At 58.4% G+C, this 15,775-nt stretch carries 22 protein-coding genes and 1 tRNA gene; 11 read left to right on the plus strand and 12 right to left on the minus strand.

The window, feature by feature from the left end; all coding sequences use genetic code 11:
* The 3 genes from ARCT_RS0124805 to ARCT_RS0124815 form a co-directional block, all read right to left on the minus strand.
* Nucleotides 1-207 carry a twin transmembrane helix small protein gene (locus ARCT_RS0124805; RefSeq protein WP_027242524.1) on the minus strand — a complete coding sequence of 69 codons (207 nt, stop codon included), beginning with the start codon at nucleotides 205-207 and terminating at the stop codon, nucleotides 1-3.
* 72 nt (nucleotides 208-279) lie between these two features.
* Nucleotides 280-1,110 (minus strand): SDR family NAD(P)-dependent oxidoreductase, encoded by an 831-nt coding sequence (locus ARCT_RS0124810; protein WP_027242525.1) that lies wholly within the window; start codon nucleotides 1,108-1,110, stop codon nucleotides 280-282.
* A 53-nt stretch (nucleotides 1,111-1,163) separates the two neighbouring features.
* A complete protein-coding gene (locus tag ARCT_RS0124815; protein ID WP_027242526.1) occupies nucleotides 1,164-1,907 on the minus strand; it encodes an SH3 domain-containing protein in 744 nt (247 codons plus the stop codon).
* A 334-nt stretch (nucleotides 1,908-2,241) separates the two neighbouring features.
* Between ARCT_RS0124815 and parC the strand changes: the two genes are divergently transcribed.
* The 3 genes from parC to tuf all read left to right on the plus strand — a co-directional run bounded on the left by parC (nucleotide 2,242) and on the right by tuf (nucleotide 6,667).
* Nucleotides 2,242-4,587 carry a DNA topoisomerase IV subunit A gene (gene parC / locus ARCT_RS0124820; RefSeq protein WP_027242527.1) on the plus strand — a complete coding sequence of 782 codons (2,346 nt, stop codon included), beginning with the start codon at nucleotides 2,242-2,244 and terminating at the stop codon, nucleotides 4,585-4,587.
* A gap of 140 nt (nucleotides 4,588-4,727) precedes the next feature.
* The gene (locus tag ARCT_RS26835) at nucleotides 4,728-5,348 is read left to right on the plus strand and encodes a hypothetical protein (protein ID WP_051360999.1); all 621 of its coding nucleotides are present in this window, start codon (nucleotides 4,728-4,730) and stop codon (nucleotides 5,346-5,348) included.
* A 143-nt stretch (nucleotides 5,349-5,491) separates the two neighbouring features.
* Nucleotides 5,492-6,667: an elongation factor Tu gene (gene tuf / locus ARCT_RS0124830; RefSeq protein ID WP_027238991.1), complete on the plus strand. Its 1,176-nt coding sequence runs from the start codon at nucleotides 5,492-5,494 to the stop codon at nucleotides 6,665-6,667.
* Nucleotides 6,668-6,938: 271 nt separating this feature from the next.
* Here the strand turns inward: tuf and ARCT_RS0124840 are convergent, their stop codons facing one another.
* The gene (locus tag ARCT_RS0124840) at nucleotides 6,939-7,661 is read right to left on the minus strand and encodes a lysophospholipid acyltransferase family protein (protein WP_027242528.1); all 723 of its coding nucleotides are present in this window, start codon (nucleotides 7,659-7,661) and stop codon (nucleotides 6,939-6,941) included.
* Nucleotides 7,662-7,777: 116 nt separating this feature from the next.
* Between ARCT_RS0124840 and ARCT_RS0124845 the strand changes: the two genes are divergently transcribed.
* A tRNA-Trp gene (locus ARCT_RS0124845) sits at nucleotides 7,778-7,853 on the plus strand.
* Nucleotides 7,854-7,909: 56 nt separating this feature from the next.
* On the opposite strand, the gene ARCT_RS0124850 is transcribed toward ARCT_RS0124845, so the two are convergent.
* The 8 genes from ARCT_RS0124850 to ARCT_RS0124880 form a co-directional block, all read right to left on the minus strand.
* Nucleotides 7,910-8,956, minus strand: a complete 1,047-nt coding sequence (locus ARCT_RS0124850) for a site-specific integrase (RefSeq protein ID WP_027242529.1) — start codon at nucleotides 8,954-8,956, stop codon at nucleotides 7,910-7,912.
* Nucleotides 8,931-9,131, minus strand: a complete 201-nt coding sequence (locus ARCT_RS28170; protein WP_154665428.1) for a hypothetical protein — start codon at nucleotides 9,129-9,131, stop codon at nucleotides 8,931-8,933. The genes ARCT_RS0124850 and ARCT_RS28170 overlap by 26 nt, the downstream gene beginning before the upstream one ends.
* Nucleotides 9,124-9,807: a hypothetical protein gene (locus tag ARCT_RS26840; protein WP_051361001.1), complete on the minus strand. Its 684-nt coding sequence runs from the start codon at nucleotides 9,805-9,807 to the stop codon at nucleotides 9,124-9,126. Before ARCT_RS26840 ends, ARCT_RS28170 begins: the two co-directional genes overlap by 8 nt.
* A gap of 7 nt (nucleotides 9,808-9,814) precedes the next feature.
* The gene (locus ARCT_RS0124860; RefSeq protein ID WP_154665429.1) at nucleotides 9,815-10,075 is read right to left on the minus strand and encodes a hypothetical protein; all 261 of its coding nucleotides are present in this window, start codon (nucleotides 10,073-10,075) and stop codon (nucleotides 9,815-9,817) included.
* 6 nt (nucleotides 10,076-10,081) lie between these two features.
* Entirely contained in the window at nucleotides 10,082-10,351 is a 270-nt protein-coding gene (locus ARCT_RS0124865; RefSeq protein WP_036785422.1) for a hypothetical protein, read from the minus strand.
* Between the two features lie 82 nt (nucleotides 10,352-10,433).
* On the minus strand, nucleotides 10,434-10,718 hold the full coding sequence (locus tag ARCT_RS0124870; RefSeq protein WP_027242532.1) for a hypothetical protein: 285 nt from the start codon (nucleotides 10,716-10,718) through the stop codon (nucleotides 10,434-10,436).
* On the minus strand, nucleotides 10,708-10,989 hold the full coding sequence (locus ARCT_RS0124875) for a hypothetical protein (RefSeq protein ID WP_027242533.1): 282 nt from the start codon (nucleotides 10,987-10,989) through the stop codon (nucleotides 10,708-10,710). Before ARCT_RS0124875 ends, ARCT_RS0124870 begins: the two co-directional genes overlap by 11 nt.
* A gap of 309 nt (nucleotides 10,990-11,298) precedes the next feature.
* Entirely contained in the window at nucleotides 11,299-11,562 is a 264-nt protein-coding gene (locus tag ARCT_RS0124880) for a helix-turn-helix domain-containing protein (RefSeq protein WP_027242534.1), read from the minus strand.
* Between the two features lie 305 nt (nucleotides 11,563-11,867).
* Between ARCT_RS0124880 and ARCT_RS0124895 the strand changes: the two genes are divergently transcribed.
* The 7 genes from ARCT_RS0124895 (at nucleotide 11,868) to ARCT_RS26850 (ending at nucleotide 15,651) form a co-directional block, all read left to right on the plus strand.
* A complete protein-coding gene (locus ARCT_RS0124895) occupies nucleotides 11,868-12,191 on the plus strand; it encodes a hypothetical protein (protein ID WP_027242536.1) in 324 nt (107 codons plus the stop codon).
* Nucleotides 12,188-12,433 carry a hypothetical protein gene (locus ARCT_RS26845; protein WP_036785424.1) on the plus strand — a complete coding sequence of 82 codons (246 nt, stop codon included), beginning with the start codon at nucleotides 12,188-12,190 and terminating at the stop codon, nucleotides 12,431-12,433. The genes ARCT_RS0124895 and ARCT_RS26845 overlap by 4 nt, the downstream gene beginning before the upstream one ends.
* Complete coding sequence (locus ARCT_RS0124905) at nucleotides 12,430-13,080, plus strand: hypothetical protein (protein WP_154665430.1); 651 nt, start codon at nucleotides 12,430-12,432, stop codon at nucleotides 13,078-13,080. Before ARCT_RS26845 ends, ARCT_RS0124905 begins: the two co-directional genes overlap by 4 nt.
* Nucleotides 13,081-13,265: 185 nt before the next feature.
* Nucleotides 13,266-13,856: a hypothetical protein gene (locus tag ARCT_RS0124910; protein WP_027242537.1), complete on the plus strand. Its 591-nt coding sequence runs from the start codon at nucleotides 13,266-13,268 to the stop codon at nucleotides 13,854-13,856.
* A 2-nt stretch (nucleotides 13,857-13,858) separates the two neighbouring features.
* Nucleotides 13,859-14,548 carry a hypothetical protein gene (locus ARCT_RS0124915; RefSeq protein WP_051361150.1) on the plus strand — a complete coding sequence of 230 codons (690 nt, stop codon included), beginning with the start codon at nucleotides 13,859-13,861 and terminating at the stop codon, nucleotides 14,546-14,548.
* An 84-nt stretch (nucleotides 14,549-14,632) separates the two neighbouring features.
* Nucleotides 14,633-15,175 (plus strand): hypothetical protein, encoded by a 543-nt coding sequence (locus ARCT_RS0124920; protein WP_027242539.1) that lies wholly within the window; start codon nucleotides 14,633-14,635, stop codon nucleotides 15,173-15,175.
* Between the two features lie 113 nt (nucleotides 15,176-15,288).
* On the plus strand, nucleotides 15,289-15,651 hold the full coding sequence (locus ARCT_RS26850) for an HNH endonuclease signature motif containing protein (RefSeq protein ID WP_051361003.1): 363 nt from the start codon (nucleotides 15,289-15,291) through the stop codon (nucleotides 15,649-15,651).
* Nucleotides 15,652-15,775 lie beyond the last annotated feature (124 nt).

Genomic DNA, 15,775 nt, shown 5'->3' on the forward strand with positions numbered 1-15,775 from the left:
TTACTGGCCTCCCTGGCCGCGCAGGTACACATAGGCCACCAAAAGCACCACGGCGATGAACTGGAACAACAGCCGCAGCCGCATCAGCTTATTGGCGTATTTATGGTTGAAGGCGCCGCCTTTGCCAAAGCCGCCAAGCCCGAGAACCAGCACCACAACCACAGCCGCCATCGCCAGCACGGCCAGAATATAAAGCGGATCACCCATTTGATGTCTTCCTTCGCGTTTGCCTGGGCTCTGGTCTAGCCTGTGCCGCCGACCTTGGCGACAGCCAATTGCCTATCTGAGCCGCGCCAGGATGCGGTCAATTGCCCGGGTTGTCAGGACACGGCGCAGGAAACCGGCGATATGGGTTGGGGTGGTCACATAATAGCGCGCGCGGGGGCGTGGCGATTCGCAGGCATGGATCAGTTTGGCACTCACCGAAGCAGGTGGCAGTTCGAACTGATCCGGCCCGGTGCTTTCATACAGCCGTTTGAGCAGCTTTTTCTCATAGAGAGGACGAAAGGGCGAATTCTTCCAGTCGATGAAGCGCTCAAAATGGGGAATGGCATTTTCGCGGAATTTTGAGGTCACCGGGCCGGGCTCGATCAGGGCCACCTTGATATCTGTATCGGTCAGTTCAACCCGCAGCGTGTCGGTCAGCCCTTCGATGGCAAATTTTGTCGCCACATAGGCGCCGCGCCAGGGGAAAGAGACCAGCCCCAGAATCGATGAGTTTTGCACGATACGACCATGGCCCTGCGCCCGCATGATTGGCAGCACCTGTCGGGTCAGCTCGTGCCAGCCAAAGACATTGGTCTCAAAGATCTCGCGCAGACCTTCGGTGGCGAGGTCTTCTACCGCACCCGGAAGCCCATGGGCGCCGTTGTTGAACAGCGCATCCAATGTGCCGCCCGTGGATTGCAGGACCTCTGCCAGCCCGGATGTGATGCTTTGCGCGTCGGTATAGTCGATGCGCGGGCTGTCAAAGCCTTCGGCCCGCAACCTGTCACAGTCCGCCTGCTGGCGGCACGAGGCAAAGACCCGCCAGCCGCGCTTTTGCATGGCGCGCGCGGCGTCCAGGCCAATCCCCGAGGAACAGCCCGTGATCAGAATTGTTTTGTGCATCTGGTGACCCTGTTTCTGAATGTCCGGCCTGGAGGCTGGGACCGTTCAGAGGGTTATGAGCGTTTCTTGCTCACCAGGGAAGCGGCAACCCAACCAACCTTGGAGCCGTTGCGGGTTCTGATCTGCAGCCAGCCTGTACCGCTGTCCTCCATGATCAGCACCTCATCCCCAGCCAAGAGCCGTGCCGTTACCGGGTAGAGCGTCCCGGGGCCCTGGCGCATGTTGACGCGCGAGGCGCGGATTTCGCGAATATCGAGATAGCTTTCGGCTGGAATCAAAGGCTGGGCAGGCTCTGCGCCTGTCAGCCCGGTGTTCAGCACCAACCCGCCAGTGTTGCTGCCTGTGTTCCCGCCTGTGTAGCTGCCTGTGGCAGGCTGACTGGTCATCGCCGCCAGCCCGCCCTGGATATTGTCCATATGCAACAGGCCGGTTTCAGCGGAGGGGGCAAAGGCGCTGCCAGAGCTTTGCAGGCTGGCTCCGGCGGAGGCAATTTTGTCCAGCGCAACAGCCTGGCGATGCGCAGGATCGGGGGCTGGCCGCGAAGTGGTCTCTGCCTGGGAGCGCGAGGCCGATGCCTGCTGCAGGACCGGAGCCGTGACCAGGGATGCGGCGCGTATTTTTGCGCTGCGCTGGAAGGTGCTGGCAGCAATTTCCGAGGCGGGCAGCGCTGCTGAGGTATTGTTGATCTCAGCCAGAGGTTCGGGCGGGCGTTCGGGGGCGACAAAGTCGCCTCCGCCGCTGAGTTCGTAAAAGCCCCACCCCAAAAAGGCAAAAGACACAATAACTAAGCGCGACATAGCGCATCCCCCTGAACAATAAATCAATAGCGGCAAAGAATGGCGGCACGTCCAAAGAAGCTGGAACACGGCATTGGACCGACGCGGCAGCACCAAAGGCCGCCATAGCCTAAACTGATCCCCTTAATATAGTTCGAATCTCGACCGAACACAGGGGAGACTGCCCGGGCTTCTCCCCCTTTTGCCGCGATCCGCACAAATCGGCGTCCGCAGCAGGCCTGTGTCGGCTAGCAGGCCTGTGTCGGCATGCTGGAAATGCACCACCTGTCGCAAGTCGGTGGATAAATATGAACCTTCGCTTTACCGCAGCAGATGGGGGAAGTATCACCAAAGCATGAGCGACACCCAAGATAAGACCGATGCCCCGCTGCCGCAAAACGGCGAGATTCTGGAACCCCTGCGCCGCGCCATTGGTGAGCGCTACCTGACCTATGCCCTGAGCACCATCATGCACAGGGCCTTGCCCGATGCGCGCGATGGGCTAAAGCCGGTGCACCGGCGGATCCTCTATGCCATGAGCCGGCTACGGCTCAGCTCTACGGGCGGGTTTTTGAAATCGGCCAAGATTTCCGGCGATACCATGGGCGATTTCCACCCCCATGGCGATGCGGCGATCTATGATGCCATGGCGCGTCTGGCGCAGGAGTTCAACGTGCGCTACCCGCTGGTCGATGGCCAGGGGAACTTTGGCAATATTGACGGCGATAACCCGGCGGCCTCGCGCTACACCGAGGCACGGATGACCTTTGTTGCCGAGGCGATGCTCGAAGGGCTGACCGAGGACGCGGTTGATTTTCGCGACAACTATGATGGTCGCCTCACGGAGCCTGCCGTTCTGCCGGCAACCTTCCCGAATATTCTGGCCAATGGCGCCACCGGGATTGCCGTGGGCATGGCGACCAATATTCCGCCGCATAACATTGCGGAGCTCATTGACGCCTGTATCCACCTGATCAAATCACCGGGTGCCGATGATGATACCCTGCTGAAATATGTGCCGGGACCGGATTTCCCCACCGGCGGCATTATCGTTGAACCCCGCGACAATATCGCCAAGGCCTACCGCACCGGGCGCGGCTCCTTCCGGCTGCGTTGTACCCACGAGGTCGAGGATCTGGGGCGCGGTCAGTGGCAGATCGTTGTCACCGAAATCCCCTATCAGGTGCAAAAGTCCAAGCTGATCGAAAAGATCGCCGAGCTTATCCAGACCAAAAAGGTGCCGATCCTGGCGGATGTGCGCGACGAATCGGCCGAAGACGTCCGCATCGTGCTGGAGCCCAAGTCAAAGAACGTTGATCCCGACGTGCTGATGAACATGATGTTCCGCAATTCGGATCTTGAGCTGCGTTTCAGCCTCAATATGAACGTGCTGATCGACGGGGTTACGCCCAAGGTCTGCTCAATGAAGGAGGTGCTGCGCGCCTTCCTGGATCATCGCCGCGACGTGTTGCAGCGCCGGTCCGAGTACCGCATGGGCAAGATCGACCACCGGCTGGAAGTGCTGGACGGCTTTATCATCGCCTTCCTCAATCTGGACCGGGTGATTGATATCATCCGCTATGACGAGGACCCCAAGGCCGCCCTGATGCGGGAAAACTGGGATCTGGATCATCCGCGTGCCTATGAAGAAGCGGATTATGTCACCCCAGCTGCGGGTGAGGGCCAGCTGAGCGAAGTCCAGGCCGAGGCGATTCTCAACATGCGGCTGCGCTCGTTGCGTCGTCTCGAAGAGGTGGAGCTGACCAAGGAGCGCGACGCTTTGCGCGAAGAACGCGCCGGGCTGGTTGAGCTTTTGGGGTCTGACGATCTGCAGTGGAGCAAGATCACCGAGCAGTTGCGCGCCACCAAAAAGCAATTTGGCAAAGACTATGCAGGCGGCGCCCGCCGCACCCGATTTGCCGAGGCTGGCGAGGTCGAAGATGTGCCACTGGAGGCGATGATCGACCGCGAACCAATCACCGTTGTCTGCTCGCAGATGGGCTGGATCCGGGCAATGACCGGCCATATCGATCTGAACCGCGAGCTGAAGTTCAAGGATGGCGATGGCGCCCGGTTCATCTTTCATGCGGAAACCACCGACCGGCTGCTGGTCTTTGGCAGCAATGGCCGCTTTTACACCGTCAGCGCCGCCAATCTGCCCGGCGGACGGGGCATGGGCGAGCCGTTGCGCCTGATCGTGGATCTTCCCAATGAGGTCGAGATCGTCGATATCCTGATCCACCATCCCGAAGGGCGCCTGTTGGTGGCCTCTTCGGCGGGCAATGGATTTATCTGCGCGGAAAAGGATATCGTGGCGCAGACCCGCAGCGGCAAACAGGTGCTGAACGTCAAAGATGATGATCGCGCTCAGATCTGTATTCCGGTGACCGGTGATCACGTGGCGATTGTCTCGGAAAACGGCAAGTTTCTTGTCTTCTCGGTGGAGGAAATGCCGGAACTCAGCCGTGGCAAAGGGGTGCGGTTGCAGAAATACAATATGGCACGGGGCAAGCAGGGCTCGCTTGAACTGGACGGTGGGCTCAGCGATATCACCACCTTCAACTGGGACGAGGGCATCTCCTGGGAAATGGGTGGCGGCAAGACCCGGCATGAAACCGACCTCAGCCAATGGCTGGGCAAACGCGCGGGTATTGGCAAACGGCCCCCCTATGGCTTCCCGCGGAACTACAAGTTCAAATAATGGGAAGTTTTTCGCCCATGTTCTGTGACCCTTAGGCCACCGACCCTGCCAGAGCCGCCGCTATTGGTTTACCGATTGGGCGGCTCTGGTCTATCTGAAGCTAGATCAAAACCGATTGTTCCTACCCGATGAGGCCCTTGATGTTCCGAATCCTTGCTCTTCTGGCCTCTATGGTCCTGTTGGCTGCCTGCGAAGAAACTCAATTGAACGAGGCCAAAGAAGACCTTGGCGACTTCAACATGCGGGTCTCTTTTGTCTATACCGACAAGGCGCTGCAATGGCCGCTGTCCCGGGCGGCCGAACCTTCCGAGTGGAATGAGCCCATCGAGCGCGCCCTTGAGGCCCGTTTGGGGCGCTACACGGGCACCGGCAAATACGATGTGGCCATCACCCTGGAGGGCTTTTTGCTGGCCACCGGCGGCATCCCGGTGCTGGTGAACCCCAAAAGCGCCGCCGTGGTGAATGTCTTTGTCTATGATGTCACCACCAAGACCTATCTCCTGAAAGAGCATCAAATGAAGATCTTTGAGGATACCACCGGCGAGAGCGCCATCATTGGGTCGGGCTACAGCCGCACAAAGGCCGAGCAGATCGACGGGCTGGCGCTCAAGATTGTTGATGGGCTGGAAGAATACATGGCCAAGCAACGTGTTGAAAAAGGCTGGTTTGGCGGGGACGATACCGCAGAGGCCAGCACCAGCACCGCAGTGGCACCAAAGCCGGTTGAACCGGCGTCCGATACAGCGCCTGTTGCAGAGTAAAAACAGGCGGGAGGAAGATCGCCAAAAGGCGCCTGATCAAACAGGTACGGGTTGATTTTCTTCTCCAAACCAAATATGCGGCGCGCGCAGAGGAAATCTTTGGGTCGGTTGTCGGCCCTCTCTTTCAAAAGGGCGCCTAGAGAATGGCTAAGGAAAAGTTTGAACGTAATAAGCCGCACGTCAACATCGGCACCATCGGCCACGTTGACCACGGTAAAACCACTCTGACCGCAGCGATCACCAAATATTTTGGTGACTTCAAAGCCTACGACCAGATCGACGGCGCACCAGAAGAAAAAGCGCGCGGCATCACCATCTCGACCGCACATGTTGAGTATGAAACCGAGACCCGCCACTACGCGCACGTCGACTGCCCCGGCCACGCTGACTATGTGAAAAACATGATCACCGGTGCGGCACAGATGGATGGCGCCATCCTGGTTGTGAACGCGGCTGATGGCCCGATGCCTCAGACCCGCGAGCACATCCTGCTGGGCCGCCAGGTTGGCATCCCTTACATGGTTGTCTTCATGAACAAAGTTGACCAGGTCGACGATGAAGAGCTGCTCGAGCTGGTTGAAATGGAAATCCGTGAGCTGCTGTCCAGCTACGAATATCCTGGCGACGATATTCCTATCATCGCGGGCTCGGCTCTGGCGGCGATGGAAGGCCGTGATCCTGAAATCGGCGAAGAGAAAATCAAAGAGCTGATGAAAGCGGTTGACGAGTATATCCCTACTCCTGCCCGTGCCGTTGACCAGCCCTTCCTGATGCCTGTTGAAGACGTGTTCTCGATCTCTGGTCGTGGGACCGTTGTGACCGGCCGTGTTGAGCGTGGCGTGATCAATGTTGGCGACAGCATTGAAATCGTTGGCCTGAAGGACACTCAGACCACCACCTGTACCGGTGTTGAAATGTTCCGCAAGCTGCTGGATCGCGGTGAAGCAGGCGACAACATCGGCGCCCTGCTGCGCGGTATCGACCGTGAAGCTGTTGAGCGTGGCCAGGTTCTCTGTGCGCCCAAGTCGGTGAACCCACACACCAAATTCGAAGCCGAAGCCTATATCCTGACCAAGGATGAAGGTGGTCGTCACACGCCGTTCTTCGCCAACTACCGTCCTCAGTTCTACTTCCGGACCACAGACGTCACCGGCACCGTTACTCTGCCCGAGGGCACCGAAATGGTTATGCCTGGCGACAACCTGAAGTTCGACGTTGAACTGATCGCCCCCATCGCGATGGAAGCCGGTCTGCGCTTCGCCATCCGCGAAGGCGGCCGCACCGTTGGTGCCGGCGTCGTTTCTAAAATCACAGAGTGATTTTGAAACAGTGGTGACAGGTGATTTTCCCCACCGGGGAAATCGCCGAGAACCGCCCCGGTGAAAAGATAAAAGGGCGCCCCAAGGGGCGCCCTTTTACTGTGCCCCCAATCGCATGCAGCGTCTGATCCATCGCTCTTTCCAAAAAAACGGGGGAGAACTTGTTCGCCAAGAGCCGTCATCTGCATTTGCAAAGCAGCAGGTGGTTACCCAGGCGTTGGGGGCTCTTGATGCCGCGCGCAGGGTGGACGGGCGTCCTGGGGTTTCTCTGCTATCTTGGTTCAGCTGCCCGCCCGACCGCAAGGTCCGCCCGATCGGTTATCTCATCCAGCGATGCCTGCAGGCTGAGCCGCAGGATCTCGGTCTCGTCTTCGCTGGGCTTTTTCGGCACCGGATCGGTCCATTCCTGACAGATCAGCACGCCGCGCGAAAAGGGCAGGGGCAACATCTGCTTGTCCCAGGTGGGCATTTTCAGCACCCGGCGTTCCGCAAAGGCGACGGTAAAGACCCGGCAGCCGGTCATCCGCGCCCAGGTGACAGGAACCCCAGAACAGACACGCGCAGGACCACGGGGGCCATCTGCGGCAATCCCGATGGAGCAGCCCTCCTTGGTGCGCCGCAGCACCTCACGTGACAGGGCGACATGCCGTTTGTGGCTCGACATCGGGATGGTTTCAAACCCCAGGCGTACCAGGATCTGGCCGGCCAGCCGCCCGGCGCGCGCAGCGGAGGTGAGGGCACAGATGCGGCCCAGAGAGGTGTCAAAGAGAAAGGGAGCCATGATCAGCCGCTGATGCCAAAGCACAAAAATCACCGGCTCTCCGCTGGCCACGGCCGCATCCATGTCGTCACAGCCAGAGCGCTGCCAGCGCGATGTCCGGTAGGCAAAGCTGACATAGCGGGCAAAGAGCCCTTCAATCACCCGGTTGAAGCGAGGGCTGTCGGCAATTTTCTTTCGCAGGCTCAAAAGTCGATCCCTTTTTTCGACTGTCATAGAATACTGAACCGGCAAGAGCCAGTCTGGTTGCGCATCCGGGCAAAAAGCCAAGTGGTTCTGCTGATTTCCCTCTTGCGAGTCAGCGAGAGGTGGCTTAGGAACACCGGCACTGCAGGGGTATAGCTCAGTTGGTAGAGCGACGGTCTCCAAAACCGTAGGTCTCGGGTTCGAACCCTGATGCCCCTGCCAGTAAATTCAATCACTTATAATTATTCTAGGCCGACTGATTCTGATCGGTTGGGACTTTAGTTGGGAATCTTTGTCTTTTTGTCATGGCGCTCCAGCTTCATGATGGCAGATTCTGCGAGTTGTGTATTGCGGCTCAAGTAGTGCGCATCCAAAATTGCTCCGACATCTTTCAGGCTGTGGCCGGTGATTGTCGCAATTTCTGGAACTTCACACCCTGCAATTGCTAGCCGTGTGACCGCAGTGCCCCTCAGGTCGTGAAATGTTAGGCCAGAGATCTTCGCCTTCGCCAGCGTTTTGCGCCATGACGCACTGAACCCATGCGATGTCCATGAGTTGCCCCTTGATGTTGTCAGGATCGTCGTGGCGGTCCGCCTCTTTGCTTCCCCGTCCAGAACAGATCGAAGGGTGGAAGCCACGGGAATGACCACACGGCGTTGTGTTTTGCTTTGGATTAAGCGGATATGGGTTCCATCGTAGGCATCCCAAGGCAGGCGCAATAGGTCGCCTTGTCGCTGGCCAGTCCAGGCTGCCATTAAATAGGCCACCTGAATTCGTGCGGGGGCGATCGCAAATAACGCGCTTTCGTCGGCTTGGGTCCAGATGCGTTCAGCACGTCCAGATCGGTACAGCTTGCCGGGTTTCTCACAGGGGTTTGCATCGGTCAGGCCCCGGTCATAGGCCCAAGCGAGAATAGAGGCAAAAGTGGCAAACACATAGTCTGCCTGCCGCCTCGACGTTGTAGCCATTGTGTCTCGCCATTCGAGGAACGCGGCGCGAGCGCGGCGATCAGCAAGTGCGGAGATCGGGAAATCTCCAAAGGCTGTTTCAATCTTTCGAATGTGAGAGCAGTAGTCTTTCTTTGTGCGCTCCGCGAGGCCTCCCCATTTCGGGGTGTCCTGGTAGCGGTTTAAAAGCGATTGGATGGTGTCCGACCTAGATTCGGCCTTTTGGCCAATGGCTTTGTTGTACGCTTCGATGAATTCTGGATCGCCAGGTTTCCCTGGGAGACGCGGCCCACCTTTCCAAGCATAGTAGTAGGTAACGCTCTTGCCGTTTGCGAGGCGTTTGGTGATTTGGTTAGTACCTTTGAGTTTCACTCTCATTGCGGTTGGCTTTCCACTTGTCGAATGGGGAATCCGCAACGGGTTCGGATTCCGGTAAAATGCGGACCGTTCCTGCAGCCGTCACAATCTCGACTATGGCATTCGGATCGGCAGAGCGGGCAGCGGTAACAAATCGTTTGATCTGGGCAGCGCTAAAGTTTTGTTGTTTACCCATGTCCGCTCCCTGGCTTTACCGCTGGATATTCTTGTCTAGTGGCGTGGCCACCCCACTGATCTGCCATAGCGCTGGCAATGCCTGGGAATGTCTTGCTGCGGATCTGCCAGCGGAGTTTGCCCGGTGGGGCGCGGTGGATGGCGGACCAGCGTTTGTGGGTCTCTGTGCCTTTCTCAGGCGGTGTCAGCTTGTTTGTCGGGACCAGCTTAGGCAGACCGCGCAGGTAAAGCCCTGTTGCCTTGAAAGCAGGCTCCCCAAACCACCAGGGCTGCACATGCTGGGCGGCGGGCTGAAAGTTCTCGATCCGCTGTTTTGCGTGTTTGTGCATTACCGGGTTCTCTACCGCGACGCGCGCGATCGGTGCATTCCAGCAGGCTGAAAACAGCGCGGCACCTTTATCGAGGTCCGCCCACATCTCTGCCAGGCTGCGCCCCTTTGGCGGCTGGTGCAGCCAGCGCACGCCGCTGTTGCACAGCCGGGTGCAGGGCGGGTGCATCACGGCCAGCAGATCCCAGCCCAGACCCAGCACCTCGCGCACGTCACATTGCATATGGCGGTTGCTGCGATCTTGCGCGGGCAACAGATCACAGGACCAGGCGTCATGGCCGCGCTCAAGAAACGCCCGGCGCACCGCGCCGCTGGTTTCGCAGCCGATCAGAACTTTTAGCTGTTTCATGGCGGTCCTAGTCTTTTCCTGTGGCACGGCGCATGCGGCGGATACTGCGGCGCATAATGGTGGCGCGTTCCTGCCGCAGAGCTGCGAGCGCCAATTCCTTGCGCTGGATCCGGTTGTGCAGCCGGGCGAGGCGTTCAAATTCTTCCGGGGTGGCGTGATGCATCCAGGGCGCGCCAAGGCCGAACGGCTTTTCTTGTCGAGGGGCTGGCATCTCTGCCTGTACAGCAGCAGCCAGTGCACGGATGAAATCAGTTGGGGGGTATTTCATGGCCATTTACCCATGCTTTCCGGGGGCTTGGAGGCGGCCAGACCAGATCAGGAAATCTGTGTGCATGTTTTCAAACCGCAGGCGCGCAGCGGTGTCGGTTGCAAGCTGGCGGCGGCTCGTGACCTGGCAGACGGTGCGCAGATGTTCGGTTGCCGCTGTCGGGCTGAACTGGCCACCGGGAAAGCCATTGCGGGTGGCGGCGTAGCGTTGAAAGGCGACGTCATTGGCCAGCATGGCGGCGCGCATGGGGGTCTTGTTCTGGGTGATCTGCTGCATGAAGGCCTCCTGTTGTCTTGATAGGGCGCGGCGGGTGTCGGTGAGTGATGGGCTTTGAGTGCCGCGCCCCATTGGGCAGCGCTCACGCTGCCGGTGTCGGGCATGGGGAAGAGTGCTGAGCGACCGGCGTTTTGGCAGCGGCGGCGAGCCAGGCTGATAGCGCGGCATAGTTATCACTGCCAATTTCACAGATCCCGAGGAGGTCTGCGCGGTGGGTCAGCGTCTCTGGTTCCCACCAGTCCTGCGGATCATCGCTTGGCGGCGTGATGGTGCCGCCAAGGTCAAGGAACCGCAAAAGCCGCTCAACGCCGTGGTATTGCTTCAAATCCTGCGCAGCCGCGCGGATTGCCGGAAAATCAAGCGGCATGGGGCGGCAGGCCACAATAGCCCTTTGTAGCGATCAGGTCGCGGACCCTCTCAGAAACACGATCAAGGGTTTGATCGATCGGCTCTGGTGTTGGGGGCGGGCAGTCCACGATATGCTGCGGCCGCAGCCTGCTGGGATCAAAGCTCTGCCCGCGCTCAGCCTTGAGCGCGGCCCAGGCTGTGGTGAATACGGTTGTGTCGCTCAGGAAATCCTCTGGGTGAGAGGCGATCCCGCGGGCGGTCTGAATGACTTCTTTTGGAAGGTCTTGCATCTAATTCTCCTTCGGTTGATGAGGATTGATATAATTCACAAAAAGTGGATTACGCAACAAGAAAATCACAAAAAGTGGATTTTTGGTGCATGAAAGCACTTTTGAAGGATGAAAATATGATGCTACTGAAGGGTGAAGCTAGAGATTGACCTGGGCGGTTTGGATTGTGTAGTGAGAACAAAAAGAGAACATAAGGAGGGTAAAGCATAGCATGAAGGAAATCGACAAGCGTCTGGATCGCATGATTGAGATTTCAGATTTGCTTGGAATGTCTCTAGATCAAGTAGTGGCCTACATGGGCAGATGTGATCAAAGAACCTTTGCGGCTCTTTCTGAGAGCCCGTCACGTCTTCCCCGATATATGAAATCTAAAGTTAAACCATAGGTTTCACAAAGCTTTTCTGCGCTGTCGACGGGTATGCGGCGCAAACCTTTTTCCCAATTGTTGACCTGGGTCGAGTTGAAGCCATGCTTCTCGGCCCATTCTTTTTGGGTGTTCTCTTTGCCAAAGACGGCCCGGATTTGAATAAGCCGTTCGGCGATTTCGGGATAGGATTTGCTATTTGTGCTCATGCTTCGTTGAACCACATTTTGTGAATTTTGAGCAAACCACAAAATGTGATCTTGATTTGATCCACAAAAGGTGGATATTGCTGTCGCATGAACAATATTTCCCAAATAGCTGATATCATCGGCCGCAAAGTTATCGCTGAGACACTCCAGGTTGGTAGCACTGCGGTCAGCAACGCTATTGCTAGGGGCGCTTTCCCGGCGTCTTGGTACTTGAGCATTCAGGCGCTCTGCGAGGAGAGGGAGTTGGAATTCGACCCTTCTTGGTTCTCCATGATACGTCCCAGCAAGGTAAAGGGAGCAGCCGCATGAGCCGCCCGCGTCTAACCCTGATTGTAAGCAATGATCTGTCATGTGCTGAGGCTGGCACGCCCCAGCTGCAAAGCTCTTGGTCAAAACAGTTGGACCCGTACCGGCTGAAGGTCGAGGCGCCGGACCTGTGGTCCAGCTACTTCCGGGCGCGGTTTAACAGCCCGCGTGAGGTGGCGCTGTTTTGCGATGTCAGCTTTCAGACGGCGCTGAACTGGTGGGGGGCGGTAACGTCCCCGGCCAGCCATATTGCGCTGCTGATGATCCTGACCGATCCAGATGCGCCTGCCTTCTTCCACTCACAGATGGGGCAGGCGGCATGAGCATTCAGACGCAACGCATTGCCTATCAAATCTGGTGGCTGACCCGCGCGACCGCCGGGGATTGCACCTTGGCTGATCTGGCTGAGTTTACGGGGGCTTCCGCGAATACCTGCCGCAACATCTGCATGCACCGGGGCTGGGGCAATCGCTACCGCCGCCGGGTGACGGATCGGCGGCAAAGGGCGGGTGTTCGGCCATACCCCAGTGACAGGGCGCGGGATCTGACGGAGATTTTTGCATGAGCCCATCCCCCAACTTTCTGCGGCCCGTCGATACGGGCGACCTGCCGGAGTACCCGCTGTCCTGCGATGACCGGCTGGACAGCCATTTCTTTATGGCCTGGGAGCGGCGGCGCTGGCTGGCCTCGGATATGCGGCTGAACGCAACGCCGGAATGCCGGGCGCTGTTCTTTGATCTGATCAATATCGCCTATGACAACAGCCCCGTGGGCACTCTGCCGATGGATCAGAACATCCTGGCCAAACTGCTGATGATTGATCCGGGGCATTTTGGCTCGCTGTGCAAGCTGGACTATGGGCCGCTTTACAAGTGGGAGGCCTGCCGTTGCGACAATGGCGATATCCGGCTGATGCACCCCATGGTGCTGCGCAGCCTGACCGAGGCCATGGCCCGGCGCCAGGATCATCGGGCGCGCAATGACGCTGCCAACTCGGCCAAGCGGTTGCAGCGGCTGCGCATCACGGTCTCGGGCTATCACGCGGATCTGGCCAAGAATGACGCGGCGGTGCGCTGGATGGATGAATGGCTGGTGAAAGAGGGCTGCGAATACCGCAGCGCCGCCTGGATCGAGCGCTCGATGCAGGCCTGGTCGAACCACATCTTTGACCTCGGGCGCTCCGGGGGCGCGTTTCAAAACAAAGGAAGCTGACACTGTCTGACAGTGTCCAAGACTGTCCGGCGGACAGTTCAAGACAGTCTCGGACAGTCTCAGACTGTCCTGCACGACATAGACAAAGACAAAGACAAAACATGACAGCAGGACGGTTGCGCCCCAGTTGCAGCGCCGAGCCTGTGGATAAGTCGGACTTGCTGAGAAAGAGGAAGGGCAGAGACATGGAAGCCAAAGAACAGAGCGAAGGCGAAAAGCGGGTTGAAGCGGTATTGATTGCCCCATTGGAGGCCCTGGGGCTTGCCCGGCCAACAACGGCGACCCTTGCCAAGTTTGAGGGGCAGAAGAACGAGCTGCGCCAGAAGCTGGCCTATATGACCGAGCGGGGCTTGATTGAGCTGCGGGAATGGGTCGAGGCCCATCCGGCAGGCAAGGATGCGGATCGGTTCCCCATTCCGCTGAAGATCCTGAAAAAGGCGCGCGAGATTGAGACCCCAGAGACTGGTCCGTCTCCCTTCATCCTCAAGGTATTTGCCACGCATCACCTGGTGCCAGAAGCACTGGCCAAGGGCTGGGCGCCTGAGCTGCTGCGGCAGATTACGGCGGAACGCGGGATTTGGCCCGGTGACTGGACCTGCTCCAAGCTGCGCACTGCGGGCATCGATCATGCGCGCCGCCTTGAGGATATCGAGCTGCGGATGTCGCGCGGTGAGCAGATCCCGCCAGAGGAGGTGGCGTTTCGGGACCGGCGCTTGGCGGCGATGCGCAGGTGTCAGGACATTGCCGATCAGGCGCGGGCGGGGCAGGCGGCATGAATATGGCTGCTGATCTGGCGATCCCGCCTGAGCCGGGCTGTGGGGCTCAGCTGACCGCAGTGCGGGCGCCGCGCAGCGGCAAACTTGAGGTGGGCGTGCTGGACCTGATCGAGTGGGCCTTCCAGCGCGAAAAGGTCAGCCTCGACTTCAACGAGATTGAGAGAGAGACCGGCGCGCGGCCCGGCATCGGGGTGGAATATCTGATGATGCAGCAGGCGAAACTTGGCTGTCGGGTGCAGGGCGGCGGCTCTTCCCCGCGCCACCACGATGCGGATATGGTTGCCGCCTCGCTTGCCAGTCTGCCGGGCAGCCAGGGCGGGCGCCGCATGGCGATCGAGATTGCCGAGCTGGCCCGTGTGGGGCAACGGCCCGATTGCATGATTGGTGTGCGGGCAAGCTGCGGTCCGGTTGCATGGCGGGGCAGTCGCCATGGTCGCTTTGCGGTGTCAGAGCGGTGCACAGAACTTGGGGCGCGGTGGCCGGCCAGCCAGCTGGGCACCAAGGCAAACGGGTCCTGGTGCCGGGTGAGTTATGCCGGGTCGGCGCGTGATGTGGCGGCGGCACGGCGGCGCTATTTGGCGTGGTACGGGGCCTTGTTGCACCTGCGCTATGTGCTGCAGGTGGCTTGCCCGCTGACCTCGTTCACGGTGTCTCAGGCGATGCCTGCGCGCAATCCCTGGCGCGGGGCTTGATGTATGCAAGGCGCTATTATTACGTATTTGGGTTGAAATTTGCAACATTATTACCACGTTTGAAGTGTAGTAGGGAGGCTTGCCATGATTGAAATACTGGAAACTATGTCGCCCATACTGGGGGTAATCACCACAGTCTTGGCGGTCTACATTGCATGGATGGCTTTTGCTGCGAACATCAGGTTCAAGAAGCACTCCAATTACACTGGTGCAATCAATCAGTGGCAGACGGTTAATCAGACTATTCTTGGTGATGATAATCTTCTTGAAATCGAAAGAGAGAACCATCCCTTCGGAACACTGACATTGGCCGAAACAAAAAAAATGTACCACTACTTTTGTAGTTTGAATATCGCCCGGAATGCACTCGTGGGGCTGAACACTGGACACTTGGAAGTTTCATACGCAAACTTCTACATTAACAACTGCGCCAACATTTCATTCAAGGACAGGGACTTCATTAGGATTAATGTATTCCCAAGGGGGTACCCTGTGCTTCGGCATGAAATCGAGAAGCGTTGGGAACTTATCGAGAAAGAAGGAAACCCGATCTGCCAGGAACGGCTGATCACATCAAGGCGAAGTTTTGTAGAACGTGTTCTCGGATTGGTGAAGAACGAGATGTAGTTAGGCACAGGCTTGACGGTCAGGATCTCAATCTCTAGACAAGATGCCAACACCTTATTCATGCCCGAAGCGGAAACCCCGCCTCGGGCGCTTTGCGTTCTGGGGGCCAGTGCATGACAGCCCGAAGCGACTACCACCACCTTTACAATCTGTCGGCCTGGCGGCGTCGGTTGCGTCCGCAGCACCTGGAGCGGGAACCGCTGTGCCGGGCCTGTCTGCGGCGGGGCATCCTGAACGATGGCTCGCTGACCGCGTCGGGGGCGGAACAGTGCAATCCACGGCGGCGGTTTTTGGTGGTGGATCACCTGATCCCGCATCGGGGTGATCGGGGTTTGTTTCTGGATCCGGGCAACCTGCAGACGCTGTGCCCGGATGACCATGACCAGAACAAGCAGCGGCTGGAAACACGGGGCTTCTCGCAGGAACGCGGCAACGATGGCTGGCCGATCGATCCGCTGCACCCGGCTAATCAGTAGACCAGAGGCTTGCCCCGTGATGGGGAGGGGGAGGGTCGGCAGGAAAATCCCTTTTGGTGGAAACCGGAGGGAGACCCTTTTTCTGTGCAAAGCTGTAATTGAATAGAAAAAACCACAGGTTATG

Source organism: Pseudophaeobacter arcticus DSM 23566, assembly GCF_000473205.1.
Taxonomy (GTDB): Bacteria; Pseudomonadota; Alphaproteobacteria; order Rhodobacterales; family Rhodobacteraceae; genus Pseudophaeobacter; species Pseudophaeobacter arcticus.

What these genes read in the sequence shown, in the direction of transcription:
- ARCT_RS0124805 (WP_027242524.1), bottom strand. Translation starts at nt 207, where the DNA reads ATGGGTGATCCGCTTTATATTCTGGCCGTGCTGGCGATGGCGGCTGTG.
- ARCT_RS0124810 (WP_027242525.1), bottom strand. Translation starts at nt 1,110, where the DNA reads ATGCACAAAACAATTCTGATCACGGGCTGTTCCTCGGGGATTGGCCTG.
- ARCT_RS0124815 (WP_027242526.1), bottom strand. Translation starts at nt 1,907, where the DNA reads ATGTCGCGCTTAGTTATTGTGTCTTTTGCCTTTTTGGGGTGGGGCTTT.
- parC (WP_027242527.1), top strand. Translation starts at nt 2,242, where the DNA reads ATGAGCGACACCCAAGATAAGACCGATGCCCCGCTGCCGCAAAACGGC.
- ARCT_RS26835 (WP_051360999.1), top strand. Translation starts at nt 4,728, where the DNA reads ATGTTCCGAATCCTTGCTCTTCTGGCCTCTATGGTCCTGTTGGCTGCC.
- tuf (WP_027238991.1), top strand. Translation starts at nt 5,492, where the DNA reads ATGGCTAAGGAAAAGTTTGAACGTAATAAGCCGCACGTCAACATCGGC.
- ARCT_RS0124840 (WP_027242528.1), bottom strand. Translation starts at nt 7,661, where the DNA reads ATGACAGTCGAAAAAAGGGATCGACTTTTGAGCCTGCGAAAGAAAATT.
- ARCT_RS0124850 (WP_027242529.1), bottom strand. Translation starts at nt 8,956, where the DNA reads ATGAGAGTGAAACTCAAAGGTACTAACCAAATCACCAAACGCCTCGCA.
- ARCT_RS28170 (WP_154665428.1), bottom strand. Translation starts at nt 9,131, where the DNA reads ATGGGTAAACAACAAAACTTTAGCGCTGCCCAGATCAAACGATTTGTT.
- ARCT_RS26840 (WP_051361001.1), bottom strand. Translation starts at nt 9,807, where the DNA reads ATGAAACAGCTAAAAGTTCTGATCGGCTGCGAAACCAGCGGCGCGGTG.
- ARCT_RS0124860 (WP_154665429.1), bottom strand. Translation starts at nt 10,075, where the DNA reads ATGAAATACCCCCCAACTGATTTCATCCGTGCACTGGCTGCTGCTGTA.
- ARCT_RS0124865 (WP_036785422.1), bottom strand. Translation starts at nt 10,351, where the DNA reads ATGCAGCAGATCACCCAGAACAAGACCCCCATGCGCGCCGCCATGCTG.
- ARCT_RS0124870 (WP_027242532.1), bottom strand. Translation starts at nt 10,718, where the DNA reads ATGCCGCTTGATTTTCCGGCAATCCGCGCGGCTGCGCAGGATTTGAAG.
- ARCT_RS0124875 (WP_027242533.1), bottom strand. Translation starts at nt 10,989, where the DNA reads ATGCAAGACCTTCCAAAAGAAGTCATTCAGACCGCCCGCGGGATCGCC.
- ARCT_RS0124880 (WP_027242534.1), bottom strand. Translation starts at nt 11,562, where the DNA reads ATGAGCACAAATAGCAAATCCTATCCCGAAATCGCCGAACGGCTTATT.
- ARCT_RS0124895 (WP_027242536.1), top strand. Translation starts at nt 11,868, where the DNA reads ATGAGCCGCCCGCGTCTAACCCTGATTGTAAGCAATGATCTGTCATGT.
- ARCT_RS26845 (WP_036785424.1), top strand. Translation starts at nt 12,188, where the DNA reads ATGAGCATTCAGACGCAACGCATTGCCTATCAAATCTGGTGGCTGACC.
- ARCT_RS0124905 (WP_154665430.1), top strand. Translation starts at nt 12,430, where the DNA reads ATGAGCCCATCCCCCAACTTTCTGCGGCCCGTCGATACGGGCGACCTG.
- ARCT_RS0124910 (WP_027242537.1), top strand. Translation starts at nt 13,266, where the DNA reads ATGGAAGCCAAAGAACAGAGCGAAGGCGAAAAGCGGGTTGAAGCGGTA.
- ARCT_RS0124915 (WP_051361150.1), top strand. Translation starts at nt 13,859, where the DNA reads ATGGCTGCTGATCTGGCGATCCCGCCTGAGCCGGGCTGTGGGGCTCAG.
- ARCT_RS0124920 (WP_027242539.1), top strand. Translation starts at nt 14,633, where the DNA reads ATGATTGAAATACTGGAAACTATGTCGCCCATACTGGGGGTAATCACC.
- ARCT_RS26850 (WP_051361003.1), top strand. Translation starts at nt 15,289, where the DNA reads ATGACAGCCCGAAGCGACTACCACCACCTTTACAATCTGTCGGCCTGG.